General features: G+C 74.0%; 15 protein-coding genes. 7 read left to right on the plus strand and 8 right to left on the minus strand.

The window, feature by feature from the left end; genetic code table 11:
• Nucleotides 1-24: 24 nt before the first annotated feature.
• Together FHU33_RS18980 and FHU33_RS18985 are read right to left on the minus strand one after the other, a co-directional pair.
• Complete coding sequence (locus FHU33_RS18980) at nt 25-1,017, minus strand: acyl-CoA dehydrogenase family protein (protein ID WP_142026772.1); 993 nt, start codon at nt 1,015-1,017, stop codon at nt 25-27.
• A complete protein-coding gene (locus tag FHU33_RS18985) occupies nt 1,014-2,234 on the minus strand; it encodes an acyl-CoA dehydrogenase family protein (RefSeq protein WP_142026773.1) in 1,221 nt (406 codons plus the stop codon). Before FHU33_RS18985 ends, FHU33_RS18980 begins: the two co-directional genes overlap by 4 nt.
• Nucleotides 2,235-2,379: 145 nt before the next feature.
• Between FHU33_RS18985 and FHU33_RS18990 the strand changes: the two genes are divergently transcribed.
• Both FHU33_RS18990 and FHU33_RS18995 read left to right on the plus strand, forming a co-directional pair.
• Entirely contained in the window at nt 2,380-3,048 is a 669-nt protein-coding gene (locus tag FHU33_RS18990; RefSeq protein WP_142026774.1) for a TetR/AcrR family transcriptional regulator, read from the plus strand.
• An 87-nt stretch (nt 3,049-3,135) separates the two neighbouring features.
• The gene (locus tag FHU33_RS18995) at nt 3,136-4,707 is read left to right on the plus strand and encodes a long-chain-fatty-acid--CoA ligase (RefSeq protein ID WP_142026775.1); all 1,572 of its coding nucleotides are present in this window, start codon (nt 3,136-3,138) and stop codon (nt 4,705-4,707) included.
• Nucleotides 4,708-4,711: 4 nt separating this feature from the next.
• On the opposite strand, the gene FHU33_RS19000 is transcribed toward FHU33_RS18995, so the two are convergent.
• The 3 genes from FHU33_RS19000 to FHU33_RS19010 form a co-directional block, all read right to left on the minus strand.
• Nucleotides 4,712-5,893, minus strand: coding sequence for a glycerophosphodiester phosphodiesterase family protein (locus tag FHU33_RS19000; protein ID WP_142026776.1), 1,182 nt, complete (start codon nt 5,891-5,893; stop codon nt 4,712-4,714).
• 190 nt (nt 5,894-6,083) lie between these two features.
• Nucleotides 6,084-6,749 (minus strand): response regulator, encoded by a 666-nt coding sequence (locus FHU33_RS19005; protein WP_142026777.1) that lies wholly within the window; start codon nt 6,747-6,749, stop codon nt 6,084-6,086.
• On the minus strand, nt 6,746-7,933 hold the full coding sequence (locus tag FHU33_RS19010) for a sensor histidine kinase (RefSeq protein ID WP_142026778.1): 1,188 nt from the start codon (nt 7,931-7,933) through the stop codon (nt 6,746-6,748). Before FHU33_RS19010 ends, FHU33_RS19005 begins: the two co-directional genes overlap by 4 nt.
• Nucleotides 7,934-8,128: 195 nt before the next feature.
• Here FHU33_RS19010 and FHU33_RS19015 point away from each other — a divergent pair, with 195 nt between their 5' ends.
• Both FHU33_RS19015 and FHU33_RS19020 read left to right on the plus strand, forming a co-directional pair.
• Complete coding sequence (locus FHU33_RS19015) at nt 8,129-8,770, plus strand: hypothetical protein (protein ID WP_142026779.1); 642 nt, start codon at nt 8,129-8,131, stop codon at nt 8,768-8,770.
• A 163-nt stretch (nt 8,771-8,933) separates the two neighbouring features.
• On the plus strand, nt 8,934-9,299 hold the full coding sequence (locus tag FHU33_RS19020; protein ID WP_142026780.1) for a YciI family protein: 366 nt from the start codon (nt 8,934-8,936) through the stop codon (nt 9,297-9,299).
• Nucleotides 9,300-9,361: 62 nt separating this feature from the next.
• Here the strand turns inward: FHU33_RS19020 and FHU33_RS19025 are convergent, their stop codons facing one another.
• A complete protein-coding gene (locus FHU33_RS19025; protein WP_142026781.1) occupies nt 9,362-10,213 on the minus strand; it encodes a patatin-like phospholipase family protein in 852 nt (283 codons plus the stop codon).
• Nucleotides 10,214-10,302: 89 nt separating this feature from the next.
• Between FHU33_RS19025 and FHU33_RS19030 the strand changes: the two genes are divergently transcribed.
• From FHU33_RS19030 to FHU33_RS19040, 3 genes are all read left to right on the plus strand, one after another.
• Entirely contained in the window at nt 10,303-12,039 is a 1,737-nt protein-coding gene (locus FHU33_RS19030; protein ID WP_142026782.1) for a class I adenylate-forming enzyme family protein, read from the plus strand.
• 102 nt (nt 12,040-12,141) lie between these two features.
• Complete coding sequence (locus FHU33_RS19035) at nt 12,142-13,170, plus strand: potassium channel family protein (protein WP_142026783.1); 1,029 nt, start codon at nt 12,142-12,144, stop codon at nt 13,168-13,170.
• Nucleotides 13,171-13,478: 308 nt separating this feature from the next.
• Nucleotides 13,479-14,702: a hypothetical protein gene (locus FHU33_RS19040; RefSeq protein WP_142026784.1), complete on the plus strand. Its 1,224-nt coding sequence runs from the start codon at nt 13,479-13,481 to the stop codon at nt 14,700-14,702.
• A 2-nt stretch (nt 14,703-14,704) separates the two neighbouring features.
• Here the strand turns inward: FHU33_RS19040 and FHU33_RS19045 are convergent, their stop codons facing one another.
• Both FHU33_RS19045 and FHU33_RS19050 read right to left on the minus strand, forming a co-directional pair.
• Nucleotides 14,705-16,228, minus strand: a complete 1,524-nt coding sequence (locus FHU33_RS19045) for an adenylate/guanylate cyclase domain-containing protein (RefSeq protein ID WP_211355191.1) — start codon at nt 16,226-16,228, stop codon at nt 14,705-14,707.
• Nucleotides 16,229-16,299: 71 nt separating this feature from the next.
• Complete coding sequence (locus FHU33_RS19050) at nt 16,300-16,755, minus strand: SRPBCC family protein (RefSeq protein WP_142026785.1); 456 nt, start codon at nt 16,753-16,755, stop codon at nt 16,300-16,302.
• Nucleotides 16,756-16,776 lie beyond the last annotated feature (21 nt).

Consider the following 16,776-nt stretch of genomic DNA (forward strand, 5'->3'; position numbering starts at 1 on the left):
TTATGGCCATAAACGCACCGGTCATCACCCGCCGAGGGCTCCGGCCACGGCGATCCGGGCGACGGCGTCGAGGTGCTCGGCCTCGTCGCCCAGCAGCAGCCGGTCCACCTTCGCGCGCCGCCAGAACAGGTGCGCGTCGTGCTCCCACGTGAAGCCGATGCCGCCGTGCACCTGGATCAGCGTCCCGGCGGCCTGCTCGAACACGCTGGCGGCGCACGCCTTGGCGGCCGCGGCGGCCAGCGGGAGCTCGGCGGGGTTCGCGTCGGCCGCCCAGGCCGCCCACCAGACCAGCGAGCGCAGCTGCTCGACGCCGACCCAGGCGTCGACGAGCATGTGCTTCACGGCCTGGTACGAGCCGATCTTCCGGCCGAACGCCTCGCGTTCCTGGGCGTAGGCGACGCCGAGCTGCACGCAGCGGTCGGCGCCGCCGAGGTCCTCGGCGGCCATCACGACCGCGGCCACCCGGCGGGCGCGGGCCCACAGCTCTCCCGCGTCGGCCGCCAATACCCGGCGCGAGGACAGGCGCACCGACGCCAGCCCGCGAGTGGCGTCCAGCGGCCGGCCGGGCACCACCTCCCCCTCCCCCAGCACGAGATCACCGCCGTCCAGGGCGAGGAAGGCGGTCGCGTCGGCGGCGTCGACGGACGGGGCGGATTCGTCCGGGTCGCCGTCGAGCACGGCGAACGCCGTCGACCCGTCGGCCAGCTGCGCCGCCAGCTCCGGCTCGCCGGACAGCAGGACCGCGGCCCGTGCCGCCGTGACCAGCGACGGCGCGGCGAGGACCGCACCGCCCTGCTCCGCGACGACGGCGAGATCCAGCACCGACCGGCCCGCGCCGCCGGACTCGTCCGGCACGGTGATGCCGAGGAAACCGATGTCGGCCAGCGCCTTGCGCCCGGGCTCGAGCCGGCCGCCCTCCAGCCCCGCACGCGCCGCGGCGGGCGACGCCGATCCCCGGTAGAAGTCGCGGGCCCCCGCGGCGATGTCCCGCTGGTCGTCGTCGAGGTCGAAGTTCATCGCCGTCCTCCCGAGAAGGGGGCCGTCTTGTCGCTGCGCGGCTCCGGCGGCAGGCCGAGCACCCGCTCGCCGATGATGTTGCGCAGCACCTGGTCGGTGCCGCCGGCGATGGCGATGCCCGGGATCCAGGACTGGGTGCGCTGCCAGCGGTCGTCGCCGTCACCCGTGGCCGCGTAGACGGCGTCGTCCCCCAGCAGCCGGACGCCGGCGTCGGCGACCAGCCGGGCGGCCTCCGTGCCGGCGAGCTTGCCGGCGCTGGCCTCGGGTCCGGGGATCCCGCCCTGGCTGAGCACGGTCAGCCGCCGGTAACCGGTGTAGCGGGCACCGAGCGCGGCGACCACCGCCCGGCCGACCGCCTGCCGGGCGAGCACCTGGCGCTCGGGATCGAGGGCGGGCAGCCGCTCGCGGGCGTGCTGCACGAACGCCTCGACCGGCAGGCCGATGGTGCCCCCCGCGCCGCCGATGGCGACCCGCTCGTTCATGAGCGTGGTCAGGGCGACCCGCCAGCCCTCGCCGGGCTCGCCGAGCCGCTCGCTGTCGGGGATGCGGACGTCGTCGAAGAACACCTCGTTGAAGTCCGACTGCCCGCCCATCTGGCGCAGCGGCCGGACGGTGACGCCCGGTGCGTGCAGATCGACGACGAACATCGTCAGGCCGGCGTGCTTCGGGCGCTCCGGGTCGGTGCGGGTCAGCAGGATCCCGTGGTCGGCGACGTGGGCGAGCGTCGTCCAGACCTTCTGGCCGTTCACCACCCAGTCGTCGCCGTCGCGCACCGCCGTCGTGCGCAGCGCCGCCAGGTCCGACCCCGACGCCGGTTCGCTGAACAGCTGGCACCAGACGTCGTCCGCGCGCAGCAGCCGGGCGAGATAGCGGTCGCGCTGGTCCTGGCTGCCGTGCGCGATGACCGTCGGGCCGCACATCCCGATGCCGATGTGGTTGATCAGCGCCGGCACCCGCGCCCGGGCCAGCTCCTGCGAGACGATCGCCTGCTGCACGAGCGTCCCGCCCTGGCCGCCGTACTCCCGCGGCCAGGTGACGCCGACCAGTCCCACCTCGGCCAGCACCCGCTGGGTCCGCCGCATCTCCGCCTCGTGGGTGCGGGCGTCGACGCCCTCTTGACCGGCCTCCAGGTGCAGCAGGTCCGCCGCGTGCCGCTCGAGCAGGTCCCGGACCCGCGCGCGGTACTCGGCCTCGTCGGGGCTGTCGTCGAAGTCCATGCAGGCGCACCTCTCGCCGAGAACCTGGTGCGGCACTTATGGCCATAAGCGCCACGGGAGCGGGACGGGCGCAGCGTGACAGCCGCCACCCGTAACGGTCAACGGTGACTGTTGCGGGCCGCCGTGTCGGCCTACGCTTCGCCGGATGACCGCCGAGCCCGTGCCCCAGGACGCCGTCCCGGGTCCCCGCTCACGCTCGGAGCGGACCGCCGACAGCCGGCTGCTGATCCTCGACGCCGCCGTCGCCTGCCTGGTCGAGGAGGGCTACGCCGGCGCCTCGACCCTGGCCGTCCAGGCCCGCGCCGGGGTGTCCCGCGGCCGACTGCTGCACCACTTCCCGTCCCGGGCCGAGCTGCTGGTCGCCGCGGCCGAGCACCTGGCGACGACGCAGCTGGAGGAGGTCCGGCGCCGGGCCGCGTCCCTCATGGACGACGGGCCCACCGGACGGGAACGGGTCGACCGGGCCATCGACCTGATGTGGACGACCTTCCAGGAGCCCCCGTTCTGGGCGGCCATGGAGCTGTGGACGGCGGCCCGCACCGACCCGGCCCTGCGGGCGGCACTCCGGGGCGAGGAACGGCGACTGCGCGCGGCGATCGCGGCGGTGGCCCACGGGATCTGGGGTGCCGAGATCGCCGGCGCCCCGCTCTACACCGACCTCACCGAACTGCTGTTCACCAGCATGCGAGGCGTCGCACTGGTCTACGCGTTCGAGGACCGGCCCGCCGCCACGGACCCGCATCTGGCGCTGTGGAAGCGGCTCGCCGTCCGGATGCTGGCCCTCGACGCGCCTGAGGGGCGTTTATGGCCATAAACGCCCCTCAGGCGGTCAGGGTTGACCGGCCGCGGCCGGCCCGGACAGCATGACGCCGGTCACATCCGAGTCCGGCGAGGAGTTCCCGTGATCGTCCCCATTCCGCCTCTGCAGGGCCGGGGCATGACCATGAGCGACCAGCTGGCCCGGCACGCGCGGAAACAGCCGGACGTGCCGGCGCTGCGGTTCGAGGGCACCGGCCGCAGCTACGCGGAGCTCGACGAGCGCGTGACCCGGCTGGCCCGAGCCCTGCAGGAGCGCGGGGTCGGAGGTGGCGACCGGATCGCCGTGCTGGCGCTCAACGGCATGGAGGCCTGGGAGGCCTACCTCGCGGGCGTGCGGCTGGGCGCGATCGTCGTCCCGGTCAACTTCCGGCTGGTCGCCGACGAGGTCGCCTACGTGCTCACCGACTGCGGCGCCGTCGCCCTGGTCGTGGACGCACCGCTGGCCGAGACGGCCACGAAGGCCTGCGAGCAGGCGCCCTCGGTCACGACCACGCTGGTGATCGGTGCGGACTACGAGGAGGCGCTCGCCGCGGCCGGGGACGAGCCCCTCGACGTCGTGGTGGACGAGACCGAGCCGGCCTTCATCATGTACACGTCGGGGACGACCGGCCGACCCAAGGGCGCGGTGCTCACCCACCGCAACCTGCTGATGCACGTCTTCAGCCAGATCACCACCCTCGGCTGGGACCCCGACGACCGGGTCGGCGTGCCGGGGGCGCCACTGTTCCACATCGCCGGCCTCGCCGGGGGTCTGCCGCCGCTGCTGCTGGGCGGCACCAACGTGATCATGCGGTCGGGCGCCTTCGACCCGGCCGAGACCCTCGACATGATGGAGCGGGAGAAGGTCTCGAGCATCTTCCTGGTGCCCGCGATGTGGGCCGCCGTGCTCGCCGTCCCCGACCTCGCGTCCCGCGACCTCTCGCACCTGCGCCGGGTGTCCTGGGGTGCCGCCCCCGCCTCCACCACGCTGCTGCGCTCGCTCATCGACGCGTTCCCCCAGGCCGAGGTGGTCACCGCGTTCGGGCAGACCGAGTGCAGCCCGGTCACCTGCCTCCTGCGCGGCGAGGACTCGGTCCGCAAGATCGGCTCGGTGGGCACCCCGATCCTCAACGTGGAGGTCCGCGTGGTGGACGACGCGATGGACGACGTCCCACCGGGCGAGGTGGGCGAGATCGTCTACCGGAGCCCGATGGTCATGAAGGAGTACTGGAACAAGCCGGAGGAGACGGCGGAAGCCTTCGCCGGCGGCTGGTTCCACTCCGGCGACCTCGTGCGCCAGGACGAGGACGGCTACCTCTACGTCGTCGACCGCAAGAAGGACATGATCATCTCCGGCGGGGAGAACATCTACTGCGCCGAGGTGGAGAACGTCCTCGCCGCGCACCCGAAGGTCGGCGAGGTGGCGCTGATCGGCGTCCCCGACAGCCGGTACGGGGAGGCCCCGCTGGCGGTGGTCGCGCCGCGCGACCCGGCCGACCCACCGACGTCCGAGGAGTTGGCGGCGTACTGCCGGGAGAAGCTGGCCCGCTACAAGAACCCGCGCGAGTACTCGGTCGTCGCGGCCCTTCCCCGCAACCCCAGCGGCAAGGTGCTCAAGACCGCACTCCGCCAGGAGCACTCCGCCGGCTCCCTGGTCGCCGAGCCGGCGGTCTAGCGGCTCAGGCCACGGCGTCCTCTGCCCGTGCCAGGAAGAGGTCACGCGCGAGGTCGCCGGTGTCGGCGTGGTCGACGATCAGCCCGTCCACCCCGGCCTCCCAGAACCGCAGCTGCTCGGTGATCGCCTGCCCGAAGTCCTCCGGCCGCACCCCCTCCCGGAGGTCGGCCGGGAGGGAGGCGTTCTCGTTGCGGAACGTCCAGACGTGCACGAGCAGCCCCGCGGCATGGGCGTCGGCGACGAACGAGGTGGGCACCGCCGGCCTCCCGTCCCCCGGGTCCGCGATCACCCAGCCCTTGTCCGGGCCGACCACGTCGGCGTACTCGGCGAGGACAGCCAGGCCCTCCGGGGTGGCCAGGTCGGCGTAGGTCCGCGGGTCACCGGCCATCACAAGGTCGTAGGGGGCACCCCCGCCCGCCACGAGCTGCATGAGCGGCACGTCGGCCGCCTCGGCGTGCAGTTCGCGCAGCGCCGTCGTCTCGAACGACGCGACGACGACCGGAGAGCCCGGCGCGTCCAGCCCGGCCGACCCGAGCGCGGCCAGGAGCGGTTCCTGCAGGGAGCGGCCGATGCCGTCGAAGTAGCTGGGGTGCTTGAGCTCGACGTAGACCCCGATCTCCCGGCCGGTGGTCCGGCTGAGCGTCTCCCGCAGCTCGAGCACCTCGCCGAAGGTCGGCACGAGGAAGAGGCCGTCGTAGAGCGCGTTCTCCTCGCGCAGGTCGGGCAGCCGCTCCACGGCCCGGAGGGTGCGCAGTTCGGCGAGCGTGAAGTCCTCGGTGAACCACCCGGTGACGGCGACCCCGTTGATGCTCTTCGTCGTGCGGCGCGCGGCGAACTCCGGGTGCTCCGCGACGTCGGTGGTGCCGGTCAGCTCGTTCTCGTGCCGGGCCACCAGTGCGCCGTCCGCCGTGGGAACCAGGTCGGTCTCGATGTAGTCCGCGCCCATGTGCACGGCGAGCTCGTAGGCGGCCAGGGTGTTCTCGGGCCGGTAGCCCGAGGCCCCCCGGTGCCCGATGACCAGCAGCGGGGGCGCGGCGGCCGGCTCCTCCGGTGCCGCGGCCGGCGTGGAGACATGAGGCCCCGGGGCCCCCTCTGACGGCGGCGCCGACGACAGCGTGCCGATGACGAGCACCGGGGTCACGACCACGACGGCGAGGAGGAGGCGGGAGGGGCGGACCTGCGACACGGGCGCTCCACGGGCCGGGCGGCGTCCGTCGCCACCGGGGGCGCGTATCCCACCGTGATGCAGCTCACCCGTGGCGCGATCGCCTCACAAGTTCACCCGTCAGCCGGGCCACTCCCGTCGGGCCGTCACGCCGGGTGACTGCGGTCGTCACCATTCGCAGTGGAGCGTGGAGAGCGGTCCGGGAACCGCCTCAGGGCCGGCCCGGCCGCACCAGACCGGACTCGTACGCGACCACCACGGCCTGCACCCGGTCCCGGACGCCGAGCTTGGCCAGCACGCGGGCGACGTGCGTCTTCACCGTGCCCTCGCCGAGGACGAGACCGGCGGCGATCTCGGCGTTGGACAGGCCCCGGGCGACCAGCCGCAGGACCTCCTCCTCGCGCGGGGTGAGCTGGTCGATGCCGGGGGCGGGCCGCGGTCTCGCATCGGCGCGGCCGACGAAGTCGTCGAGCAGCCGGCGGAGGAGGGTGGGTGCGAGCAGCGAGTCCCCGCTGACGGCGGTCCGGACGGCGGCGACCAGCTGCTCGCGCGGCATCGACTTCAGCAGGAACCCAGTGGCGCCGGCACGGAGCGCCTCGACCACGTGCTCGTCGGCGTCGAACGTCGTGAGCATGACGACGGCGGTGCGGTTGCCGGCGTCCGCCGTGATCCGCCGGGCCGCCTGGATGCCGTCGAGCTTCGGCATGCGGATGTCGACGAGTGCGACATCGGGACGCAGCTCGCGGCACATGGTCAGCGCGTCCACGCCGTCGGCCGCCTCGCCCACCACCTCCAGGCCGGGTTCGGCCTCGAGGATCATCCGGAGCCCGGCCCGCACGAGCGCCTCGTCGTCGGCCAGCAGGATCCGCACCGTCATGCCGGGGCCGGTTCCGGTGCGGGGACCGGCAGGACGGCGGAGGTGCGCCAGCCGGGTCCGTCGTCGCGCGGCCCGGCGCTGACGCGGCCGTCGAACAGCGCGACGCGCTCCCGGATGCCGGCCAGACCGAAGCCGCGGCCCCGCGCTCCGCCGGAGCTGCCGCCCCCGTCGTCGGTCACCTCCACCTCCACCGCCTGCTCGCCGTAGTGCACCCGGACGCGGATCCGTCCGCCGGGCGCGTGCTTCAGCGCGTTGGTGATCGACTCCTGGACCACCCGGTAGGCGGTGGCCTCCACCGCCGCCGGCAGCGGCCGCACCCGGCCGTCCACGGTCACCGCCACGTCCCGGCCGCCGGACGCCGCCCCCTCGGCCAGGCCCGCGACCGCGGCGAGACTGCACGGCTCCCCGCCCGGGGGATCGCCGCCGGAGTCCCGCAGGACGCGCAGGAGACGCTGCAGGTCCGCCAGGGCCGTCCGCCCGGCGGCGAGGACGACGTCCAGCGCCTGCGCCGTCGCCGGCTCACGACCACCGAGGCTCGCCTGGGCCGCGTCGGTGTGCAGCAGCATCAGAGTCACGCCGTGACCGACGACGTCGTGCATTTCGCGGGCGATCCGTCGACGTTCCGCGGCGAGCGCGGCCTCCCGGGCCAGCTCCCCCTCGCGCACCCGGGTCCGTGCGGCCACCGCCTCCCTCTCCGCCCGGACCGCCCGGTCGAGCCGCTCCCGGGCCAGCCGGGCGAACACCCACACGATGATCGGGATGGCCACGTTGCCGATCTCGTCGCCGATGCTCACGTCCTCGACCACGAAGGGGTAGAGCTCGATCGCGGCCACGATCGCGAGCAGTCCCAGGAGCGCGTCGCGCCGCCGGTCGGCGTACTGGGCGACCGAGTACGTGATCATCAGCAGCGCGACGAACCCGGCGACCACCGGCGCGTCGCCCAGCACCGTCTGGAACGCCAGCCCCACCGCGACGACGACCGCTGCGGCGACGGCGCGCGCCCGTCGGATCACCAGGCTCGCCGTCATCACGGCGAACGCGAGGTGCTGCAACACCAGCGGCCCGCTCACCTCGTCGGCCAGCAGCACGAGCTCGATCTGCCCGACGGCGGTCACGACCGACGCGAGCACCCCGTCGCGCGCCCACAGCGGCAGCCCCTGCCACCACGCCCGGATCCCTGACATGGCGGGGAGCGTAGGACGGCGGCGGCCCGGTGAGGTCCCCCGCGCGAGAGACGGTCGATCTGCCGGAGGACAGACCCCGCATGAGCTCCGCTGTCCAGGAGAAGGGCCGCGGGACAGACGAGGTCCGGTCGCCCTCCGGCCAGCGTGGACGTCAACCGGCGTGACCGTCGCGACCGGACGAGGAGGGCACCGACCATGAGCACCACCACGATCGACGACACCACCCACCGGAGCCGGCGGACCGGGTCACCACTGCCCGCGATCGCCGGGCTCGGGGCGCTCGGCGCCTTCGTCGGCGCCGCGGCCTCCTTCGGCGACCCGCTCGGCGCGGCGGACACCCCCGCCCAGGCGGCCGCCGCTCTCCCCGAATCGGCAGCGTCCCTCGCGGCGGTCCTGCTGGGCGCCTATGCGCTGCTGGCCATCGCCGTCACGGGCGCGCTCGCCGCGCGACTGGGGCGCAACGGGGACACCCCGGCGGCCCGACTGCTGCCCATTCTGGGTTCCTGGCACGTCCTGCTGATGACCGTGGCCTTCGCCGCCCCCGCCGCGGCCGTCGCCGTCGGCACCCTGATCTTCGACACGGGCGTGACGCCGACGGGCGTGGAGAGTGCGCTGCTGCTGATGAACGTGGCGCACCCGATGGCGGCCTGGGTGGGCGCCGGCTTCCTGGTCGCGGTGGCACTCGCGACGAGGGCCGCGGGCGCCTCGCGGGTGCTGCTCGGCGTCAGCGCCGTGTTCGCCGTGGGACTGCTCCTGCCGCCGGTCGGCTGGGCGGTCACCTACCTGATGCCGTTCTGGTTCGCCGGCGTCGGCATCTGGCTCTGGCGCCGCAACTGACGTCAGACGTTCCCGCGGGAACGCCGTCAAGGGCTCTGGCTTGACGACGTTCCTGCGGGAACGTCCACCGACCCGCCTCGACCGATGAGATCCGGCAGCGCAACGGGTCACCTACTCGTGAGCGCGGCCGGACGGGCCGCCGCGACGACCTCGGAGGACCACCGTGACGCAGTACCTGCTGTCCATGCCGCACGACTCGGCCGAGGAGCCCACGATGGCGATGATGGACCCGGCCGAGCTGGAGGCCGCGATGGCAGCGGCCGGCACCTTCATCGAAGAACTGACGGCGTCAGGCGCCCTCGTCTTCGCCGGTGGGCTGTACCCGCCGTCGACGGCGGTGACCGTCGACCACACGGGTGACGACCTCGCCCTCGCCGACGGGCCGTACACGCGGGCGCCGGAGTACCTCGGCGGCCTCTGGGTCATCGAGGCGCCGGACCAGGACGCTGCCGTTTCCTGGGCCGCCAAGGCTTCCAAGGCACTCGGCGCCCGGATCGAGGTCCGCGCCTTCCAGGAGGTCCCGGCATAGGGCGTCGCCTCTGGCGAACAGCCCCGCGCCCTGCCGGCCGGGTGACACCCTGGCGACCCGGATCAGCCGGTCCAGACGTCGGCGATGCGTGCCGCCACCGTCGCCGCCTGGGCCCGCCCGGCCGTCGCCGAGGGGGCCCGGGCCGCGGGGTCGAGGACGTTGCGGCCGATCGCCGTCCGGCTGTCGGCGTCCGGCGAGACGACGGTGACCCGCGACACCAGTCCGGTCACCTGGGCGTCGACGCTCGCGAGCGGCCCGATCCCGCGCGGGATGGGCGCGAGGACGACCAGTCGGTCGTAGCCCTGGGCCAGGTCGGCGTTGGCCGCCGAGCGCATCCCGCCGTCGACGTAGCGACGTCCGTCGATGGTCACCGGCGGGTAGACGCCCGGGACGGCGCAGCTGGCGGCGACCGCCTGCAGCAGGGGTACCCCGGAGTCGCGGTCGAAGGTGCGGAACTCGCCGGTCTCCGCGTCGACGGCGGTGATCACCAGCTTCCGCTCCGGCCACCGGGTGCTGACCAGCCGGGAGCCGATCACGTCGAGGCGCTGCTGCTCGGACGGCGTGAGCCCGGCCTTCTCCGCGGCCAGGGCGAGCGCGCCGATCCGGCGGCGGAACTCCACGTCGTTCCGGCGGCTGCGCACCATCGCCCAGGCGTACTGGGCGAGGTTCGAGCGCGTCATGCGCGCGACCTTCTCCTGCGCCGGCGGTTCGAGCTGCCGCCCGTACATCGCCTCCAGCTCGGCGCCGCCGGTCAGCTGCGCGCCGACGACCGAGCCGGCGGAGGTGCCGACGACGAGGTCGGCCCCGCTCAGGTCGGTCCCGGCCTCGGCGAGCCCGGCGAGCAGGCCGATCTCCCACGCGATGCCGGTGATGCCCCCGCCGCCGAGGACGAGAGCGGTGCGCTGGTCGCTCATCCGCCCATCCTCACAGACCGACAAGATCTCGACAGGGCGTGTGAGCTGGGCCACGCTGTGTGCCGACGCTTGCCGAGGAGAGGACACGCATGACCGCCACGCAGTCGGAGCCGACGACGGTTGCCAGCTGGCCGCCGGGACTCCCGCGTTCGCTGGACTACCCGGAGCTGCCCGTCGGGTCGATCCTGCGCGCCGCCGTCCGGCGGTGGGGCGACCGCACGGCGTTCCTCGACCACGACGTCGAGCTGACGTTCACGGAGATGGGGCGCCGGGCGCATGCCGTCGCCGGGTGGCTGGCCGACCACGGCATCGGGCGCGGCGACGTCGTCGCCGTCCACATCCCGAACTGCCGCCAGTACCCGCCGCTCTACTACGGGATCATGCTGGCCGGGGCGACGTTCTCCCCTACCAACCCGTTGCTGCCGGCGGCCGACCTCGCCGCCCAGCTCACCGACGCCGGCGCGAAGCTCCTCGTCACCTGGGACCAGGTGCTGCCCTTCGTCCGGAGCGCCCTGGCGCAGACGCCGGTGCAGACCGTCGTGGTCACCGGCGAGGCGCACATCTCCGACTTCGCCGCCCGGCTCGAGCTCGGGGACGGCGACGTCGACCTCGCCGACCTCCTCGCCGGCGATCCCACCGACCGGCACCTCGACGCCGGCATCGACGTCGCGAACGACCTCGCCCACCTGGCCTACACCGGGGGCACCACCGGGGTGAGCAAGGGCGTGGAGCTCCCGCACAGGAACGTCGTCACCAACGTGCTGCAGTCGGCCTGCTGGACGTCGGGGTCGCTGCCGGAGCTCGACGAGCACGGCGACGTGACCCTCCGCCAGGTGCTCGGACCGGAGGAGATGCCGACCCGGCTCGGTGAGGCTCGGCTGATCAACCTCACGCCGTGGTTCCACGCGATGGGGGCCATCGGCTACCTCAACGGCATGGTCATGGGCGGCACGAGGACCGTGATCCACATGCGCTTCGACCCCGTGAAGTACGTCGAGGACATGGTGAAGCACGAGGTCACCGCCATCGGCGGCGCGCCGCCGATCTTCGTGGCGCTGCTCCAGGTTCCGGCGATCCTCGAGGCCGACCTGTCCCACATCCGCGGGGTGAGCAGCGGCGCGGCGCCGCTGCCCGTGACGCTGATCGAGAAGATGAGCGCGCTGATGCCCAACGCCACCATCGGCGAGGGCTACGGCCTGACCGAGGTGACCATGCAGGCCACCGGCGCACCGTCGTTCCGGTCAGGCGTGCGCAAGCCCGGCACCGTCGGCGTCCCGGTCTTCGACACCGAGATCAGCATCCGGCCCCTGGGCGGCGGCGACCCGCTGCCGCCCGGTGAACGCGGCGAGGTCTGCATCCGCGGCCCGCAGGTGATGCGCGGGTACGCCCACCGCCCGGAGGCCACGGCCGAGTCCATCGACGCCGACGGCTGGTTCCACTCCGGCGACGTCGGGATCCTCGACGAGGACGGCTACCTCTCCATCGTCGACCGGACCAAGGACATGCTGCTCTACAAGGGCTACAACGTGTTCCCGCGCGAGCTCGAGGAGATCCTCTTCGGCGTGCCCGGGGTGGCCGGGGCCGCGGTCGTCGGCCGCCCCGACGAGGAGGCCGGCGAGCTGCCGGTCGCGTACGTCGTCCGCAAGGGGGACGACGTGGGCGCCGCACTCACCGCGGAGTCGGTGATGACCGCGGTCAACGGCAAGGTGACGCCCTACAAGCGGCTGCGCGACGTGGTCTTCATCGACGCCATCCCGGTCTCGGCCGCCGGCAAGGTGCTCAAGCGCGAGCTGGCCGCCAAGGAGCGGGAGAAGGTGGGCGGCTGATCGCCGGCGCCTGGGTCGCTGCCGCCGCACCCGGCCGGGTTCCCTGACCCGAACGGGTGCGGCGGCGCGCACCCGGCGGCACCGCTCACTACTGTCCGCGTGGTGGAGAACGAGCGGATCGGGACGGAGACCGAGCACACCGGTGTCCGGATCGCCCACGTCGAGCAGTCGCCGGTCCGGCAGGTCTGGCGCCGGGTTCTCATCGCCGCCGTCGTCCTGGCGGTCGTGGTGCTCGTCGTCTACATCGACCGGGACGGCTACGAGGACAGCAAGGGCGGCCCCATCTCGCTGCTCGACGCGACCTACTACGCCACCGTCACCCTGTCCACGACCGGCTACGGCGACATCACACCGGTCACTCCCGGGGCTCGGCTGGTCAACATCCTGCTGATCACGCCCCTGCGGATCATGTTCCTCATCGTCCTCATCGGGACGACCCTCGAAGCCCTCACCGCGCGCTCGCGGGAGGAGTTCCGCATCCGACGCTGGAGGTCCCGCGTGCGCCAGCACGTCATCGTGTGCGGCTACGGCACCAAGGGCCGCAGCGCCATCCGCTCACTCGTCGCCAGCGGCACGACGCCGGACAGGATCGTCGTCGTCGACCCGGAGCCGCGGGCCATCGACGAGGCGAACTCCGTCGGGCTGACCGGCATCGTCGGTGACGCCGGGCGCACCGAGGTGCTGCGCCGGGCCTCGGTGGAGCGGGCCCGCGCGGTCATCGTCGCCGCCAACCGGGACGACGCCGCCGTGCTCATCACCCTCACCGTGCGCCAGCTCAACCCGAGCGTGCCGATCACGACCAGCGTCCGGGAGGAGGAGAACGCCAACCTGCTCCGCCAGTCCGGCGCCGACACGGTCATCACCACCTCGGCGACCTCCGGCCGGCTGCTCGGTCTCTCCACCGACGCCCCCCGCGTGGTCGCGGTCGTCGAGGACCTCGTCACCGGCGGTCAGGGCCTCGACCTGCACCAGCGGACGGTCAACTCCAGCGAGGTCGGCCTCGGCCCCCGATCGCTGCGCGACATGGTCCTGTCGGTCACCCGTGGCGGCCGGACACTGCGCTTCGACGATCCGCTCATCGGCACCCTGCAGCCCGAGGACGTCCTCGTCGTCGTCCGCAGCCACCACTAGACCCACGCCGGGCCGACCGACCCGGGAACGAGGGCGCCGTACGAGGCTCGAAGGTCTTGACAGCAGCCGGGGTGCACCGGACGCTCCTCCGCAATCAGGGGAACTCCGGCATCACGCGGCCTCCCGCGGCTCCACCGGGCGCAGGACGCTGCCCCACCCTCGCAGTGACGAGGCGGTCCCTGACGATGACCACGTCCGACACCCCCTTGCCCGCCCCGGCCGAACCGCCCGGGCCCCTCCCACCCGGGACCGGCCCGCTGAGCCCCCCGGCTCCGGGGTCGGAGCCGCCCGGTCCCCCCGTCGCTCTGGTGGCCGCCCGCGCCCGAGCGCTGAGGTGGGGCGAGCACCGCCCGCACGCCGGCGACAAGCCCCGCCACATCTGGCGCGAGCAGGTGCTGATCCGTGCCAACGAGCTCACCGGGCTGGCCATCTGGATGGGGACCCGGGAGTCGGCCACCAGCGACCAGACGCTGCTCGCCACGAACTCCGACCGCGACGCGGCCCTCTGGAACGACCTCACGGTCGCCCGGGACGCGGCCCTCGGCAGGTCGAGGTGGCCCTCCGGGGCGAGGGCACGGATGGAGCGCGCCGCCGGGAGCCTGGACGCCGCCGAGGCCGTGCTGCTCAGCCGCAGCCCCGACGACTATCTGCGCGGTCAGCTGCCCGGACTGGTCGCGCACGTGCAGGCCCACCTCCCGCTGGAGCACCCGCTGCGCGCGTGCACGCTCTCGCTGCACGAGAAGTACGCCGCCCCGGCCGACGAGGCCGATGGAAACCGGGTGGCCGGGATGATCACCGGCGAGGACCGCACCGCCCTGGTCGAGGCCGTCCGCGCCGCCGGTTGGGCCGAACGGCGGGAGTACACCCGCCTGCGCAGTTTCTGCACCGCCGTCGCGGTCACCGCCGTCGCGCTGACCCTGCTCGCGCTCGCCATCGCGGCGGTGAGCGCCCTCCGGCCGACGTGGATGCCCCTGTGCTTCGCCCCCCAGGGGATGAACACGGTGGTCTGCCCCACGGCGACGGCGGCCGTGGAGGACGGCGAGCCGGCCAGCGGGACGACGGACGGCGAAGGCTCCGGACCGGCCGGCGGGACGGCTGCAGGCGCCGGCGAGACAGCGGATGGCGAGGGGACCACGGACACGGGCGCGGCGGCCCGGGTCGCGTCGACCATCCGGAGCACCGCACAGGGCACCGACACGGCAGTGGTCATGCTGGTCGGCCTGGCGGGGGCGGCGGTCACCGGCGCCGCTGCCCTGCGACGGTTGCGCGGCAGCTCGACACCGTTCGCCGTGCCGCTGACGCTGCTGCTGCTCAAGCTGCCCGCCGGAGCGCTGACCGCCTTCCTCGGACTCATCCTGCTGCACGGCGAATTCGTCCCGGGGCTCTCCGCGCTCGACACGTCCGGCCAGATCCTCGCCTGGGCGCTCCTGTTCGGGGCAGCCCAGCAGCTGGTCACCGGGCTGGTCGACAAGCAGGGGCAGGAGGTACTGGACTCCGTCGGGTCGACACCGATGAAGGCGGACAAGGAGTAGCGCTACTCCGCGCGCACCCAGGTGGTGGTCGCCTCGCCGCGGCCGCGCAGCTCGACCGCGGCGTCGCGCACCCAGTGCACGCGCTCCTCGGGCCCCGCGGCGAGCACCGTGGCCTCGCTCGCCACGACACGGCCGGACTGCTCCTTGGCCACCTCGGTGAGCCGGGCCGCCTCGTTCACCGGATCGCCGATCACGGTGTACTCCAGCCGGCTGGCCGCGCCGACCTGACCGGCCCAGACCCGCCCGCAGGCGACCCCCACCCCGACGTCCACCTCGCCGGCCTCCCGGACGGCGTCGCAGATGCTGCGGGCCGCCCGCAGCGCGGCACCTGCAGGGTCGGGGTGATCGGTGGGCGCCCCGAAGACGCAGAGCGCGGCGTCGCCCTCGAACTTGTTGACCAGGCCGCCGTCGGCCTCGATCGTCTCGACGACGACCTGGAAGAAGCGGTTGAGCAGTCCGACCATCTCGGCCGGTCCGGTCCGGCGGACCAGTGACGTGGAGCCGGCGATGTCGACGAACAGGGCGGCGACGGTGCGTTCCTCACCGCCCAGGGAGACGCCGGTGTCGAGAGCCCGCTGGGCGACCGTCGTCCCGACGTGGCGGCCGAACAGGTCGCGCAGCCGTTCCCGCTCGGCCAGGCCGGCGGCCATGGTGTTGACGCCCTCCTGGAGGAGCCCGATCTCACCGGCGTCGTCGACGACCACGCGGACGTCGTAGTCGCCGGTGCCGATCCGTCCGACGGCCTCGCGCAGGTCGCGCAGCGGCTGCCCCACCGCCCGGGCGATGAGCAGGGTCGCCAGCGCGCCGACGAGCAGGGCGACCACCACGAGGAAGACGACCGCTCCCTCCCCGGGGCCGCCGGGGTTGCTCGGGTCGAGGAACAGCAGGACGACGCCGAGCATCGGGACGCCGCTGGTGAGCAGCCAGGCGAGCAGCAGGCGCGGGCGGACACCGAGGACGAGCGTGCCCGCCGGCGGGTGGGCCGTCAGGGCGATCGCGGTGACCACGCGCGCGGCCCGGGCGACCAGCAGATAGGTGACGCCGGCGGTGGCCAGCCCGCCGAGGAGGATGGCGACCGCCACCCGCAGTCCGACCCGCGCGTCGGGGAAGGCCCCGGCTGCGACGAGCCCGACGACGACCGCGCCGGCGAGCCACACCGCGCCCGCGATCAGGGCCGTGTCCAGCGGCAGCCGCAGCACGTGGCCGGCCTCGTCGCTGCTCGGGGGGCGACCGGCCATGAGCCAGCGGTTCGTGGCGCGCTGACGACGCAGGCCGACGACGGTGGCCACCGGCAGCGCCACGACCAGGTAGGCGGCGACGGTGAGCAGCACCGGCGTGCGGCCGCTGTCCCCGCTCCCGTCCTCCACGCCGAGCAGCAGCACGGCCACGGTGGCGACGCCGACGAGGTTCGCGCCGAGGACCAGCACCACGATGGCCGGGACGGCGCTGCGACCGCTCGGCGCCCAGTACGTCCAGGGCTGGTCGCGGCGCACGGTCCGCGGGCCGCGACTGTCGCCGAGGGTCACGCGTTCATGATCGCGGAGCGGCGCGGAGAAGCGCCGGGCGGGTGGCAGAGATTCCCTGGTCGGGTGTCGGCTCAGCGTGGCCCTTCGAGGCGGTTCCGGAGCGCGGCGAGGTCCTTCCGGTTGGCCCGCCGCATCGCCGCGGCCATCACCGGGGCGGCGATCCCGGCGAAGCCAAGGGGCCGCCCGCGGTTGCGCAGGGTCATCCGGGTGGCGTCGTCGTCCACGGCCTGCCAGGTGTAGGTGGTCTCCATGGGGAACGGCCCCTGCGCCGTCCGCATGACCAGCCGCTCACCGGGGACGAGCTCGACCACCTCGTAGGTGTAGGCCAGCCGGCGGCCGAGGAAGCTCGCGACGAAGGCCATGCGCGAGCCGACGGCGACCGGCGGCGGCGTCTCCCACTCGACGGAGGCGATGTTGACGTACCACTCGGGCGCGTTCGAGGGGTCGCCGGCGTAGGCGGCCACCTCCGCCACCGGGCGCCCGATCACCGTCTCGGTCAGCACGTCGACCTCGCTCGCCACGGCCATCCCTTCCCGAGACCATCCTCC

Source organism: Blastococcus colisei, from assembly GCF_006717095.1.
Lineage (GTDB): Bacteria > Actinomycetota > Actinomycetes > Mycobacteriales > Geodermatophilaceae > Blastococcus_B > Blastococcus_B colisei.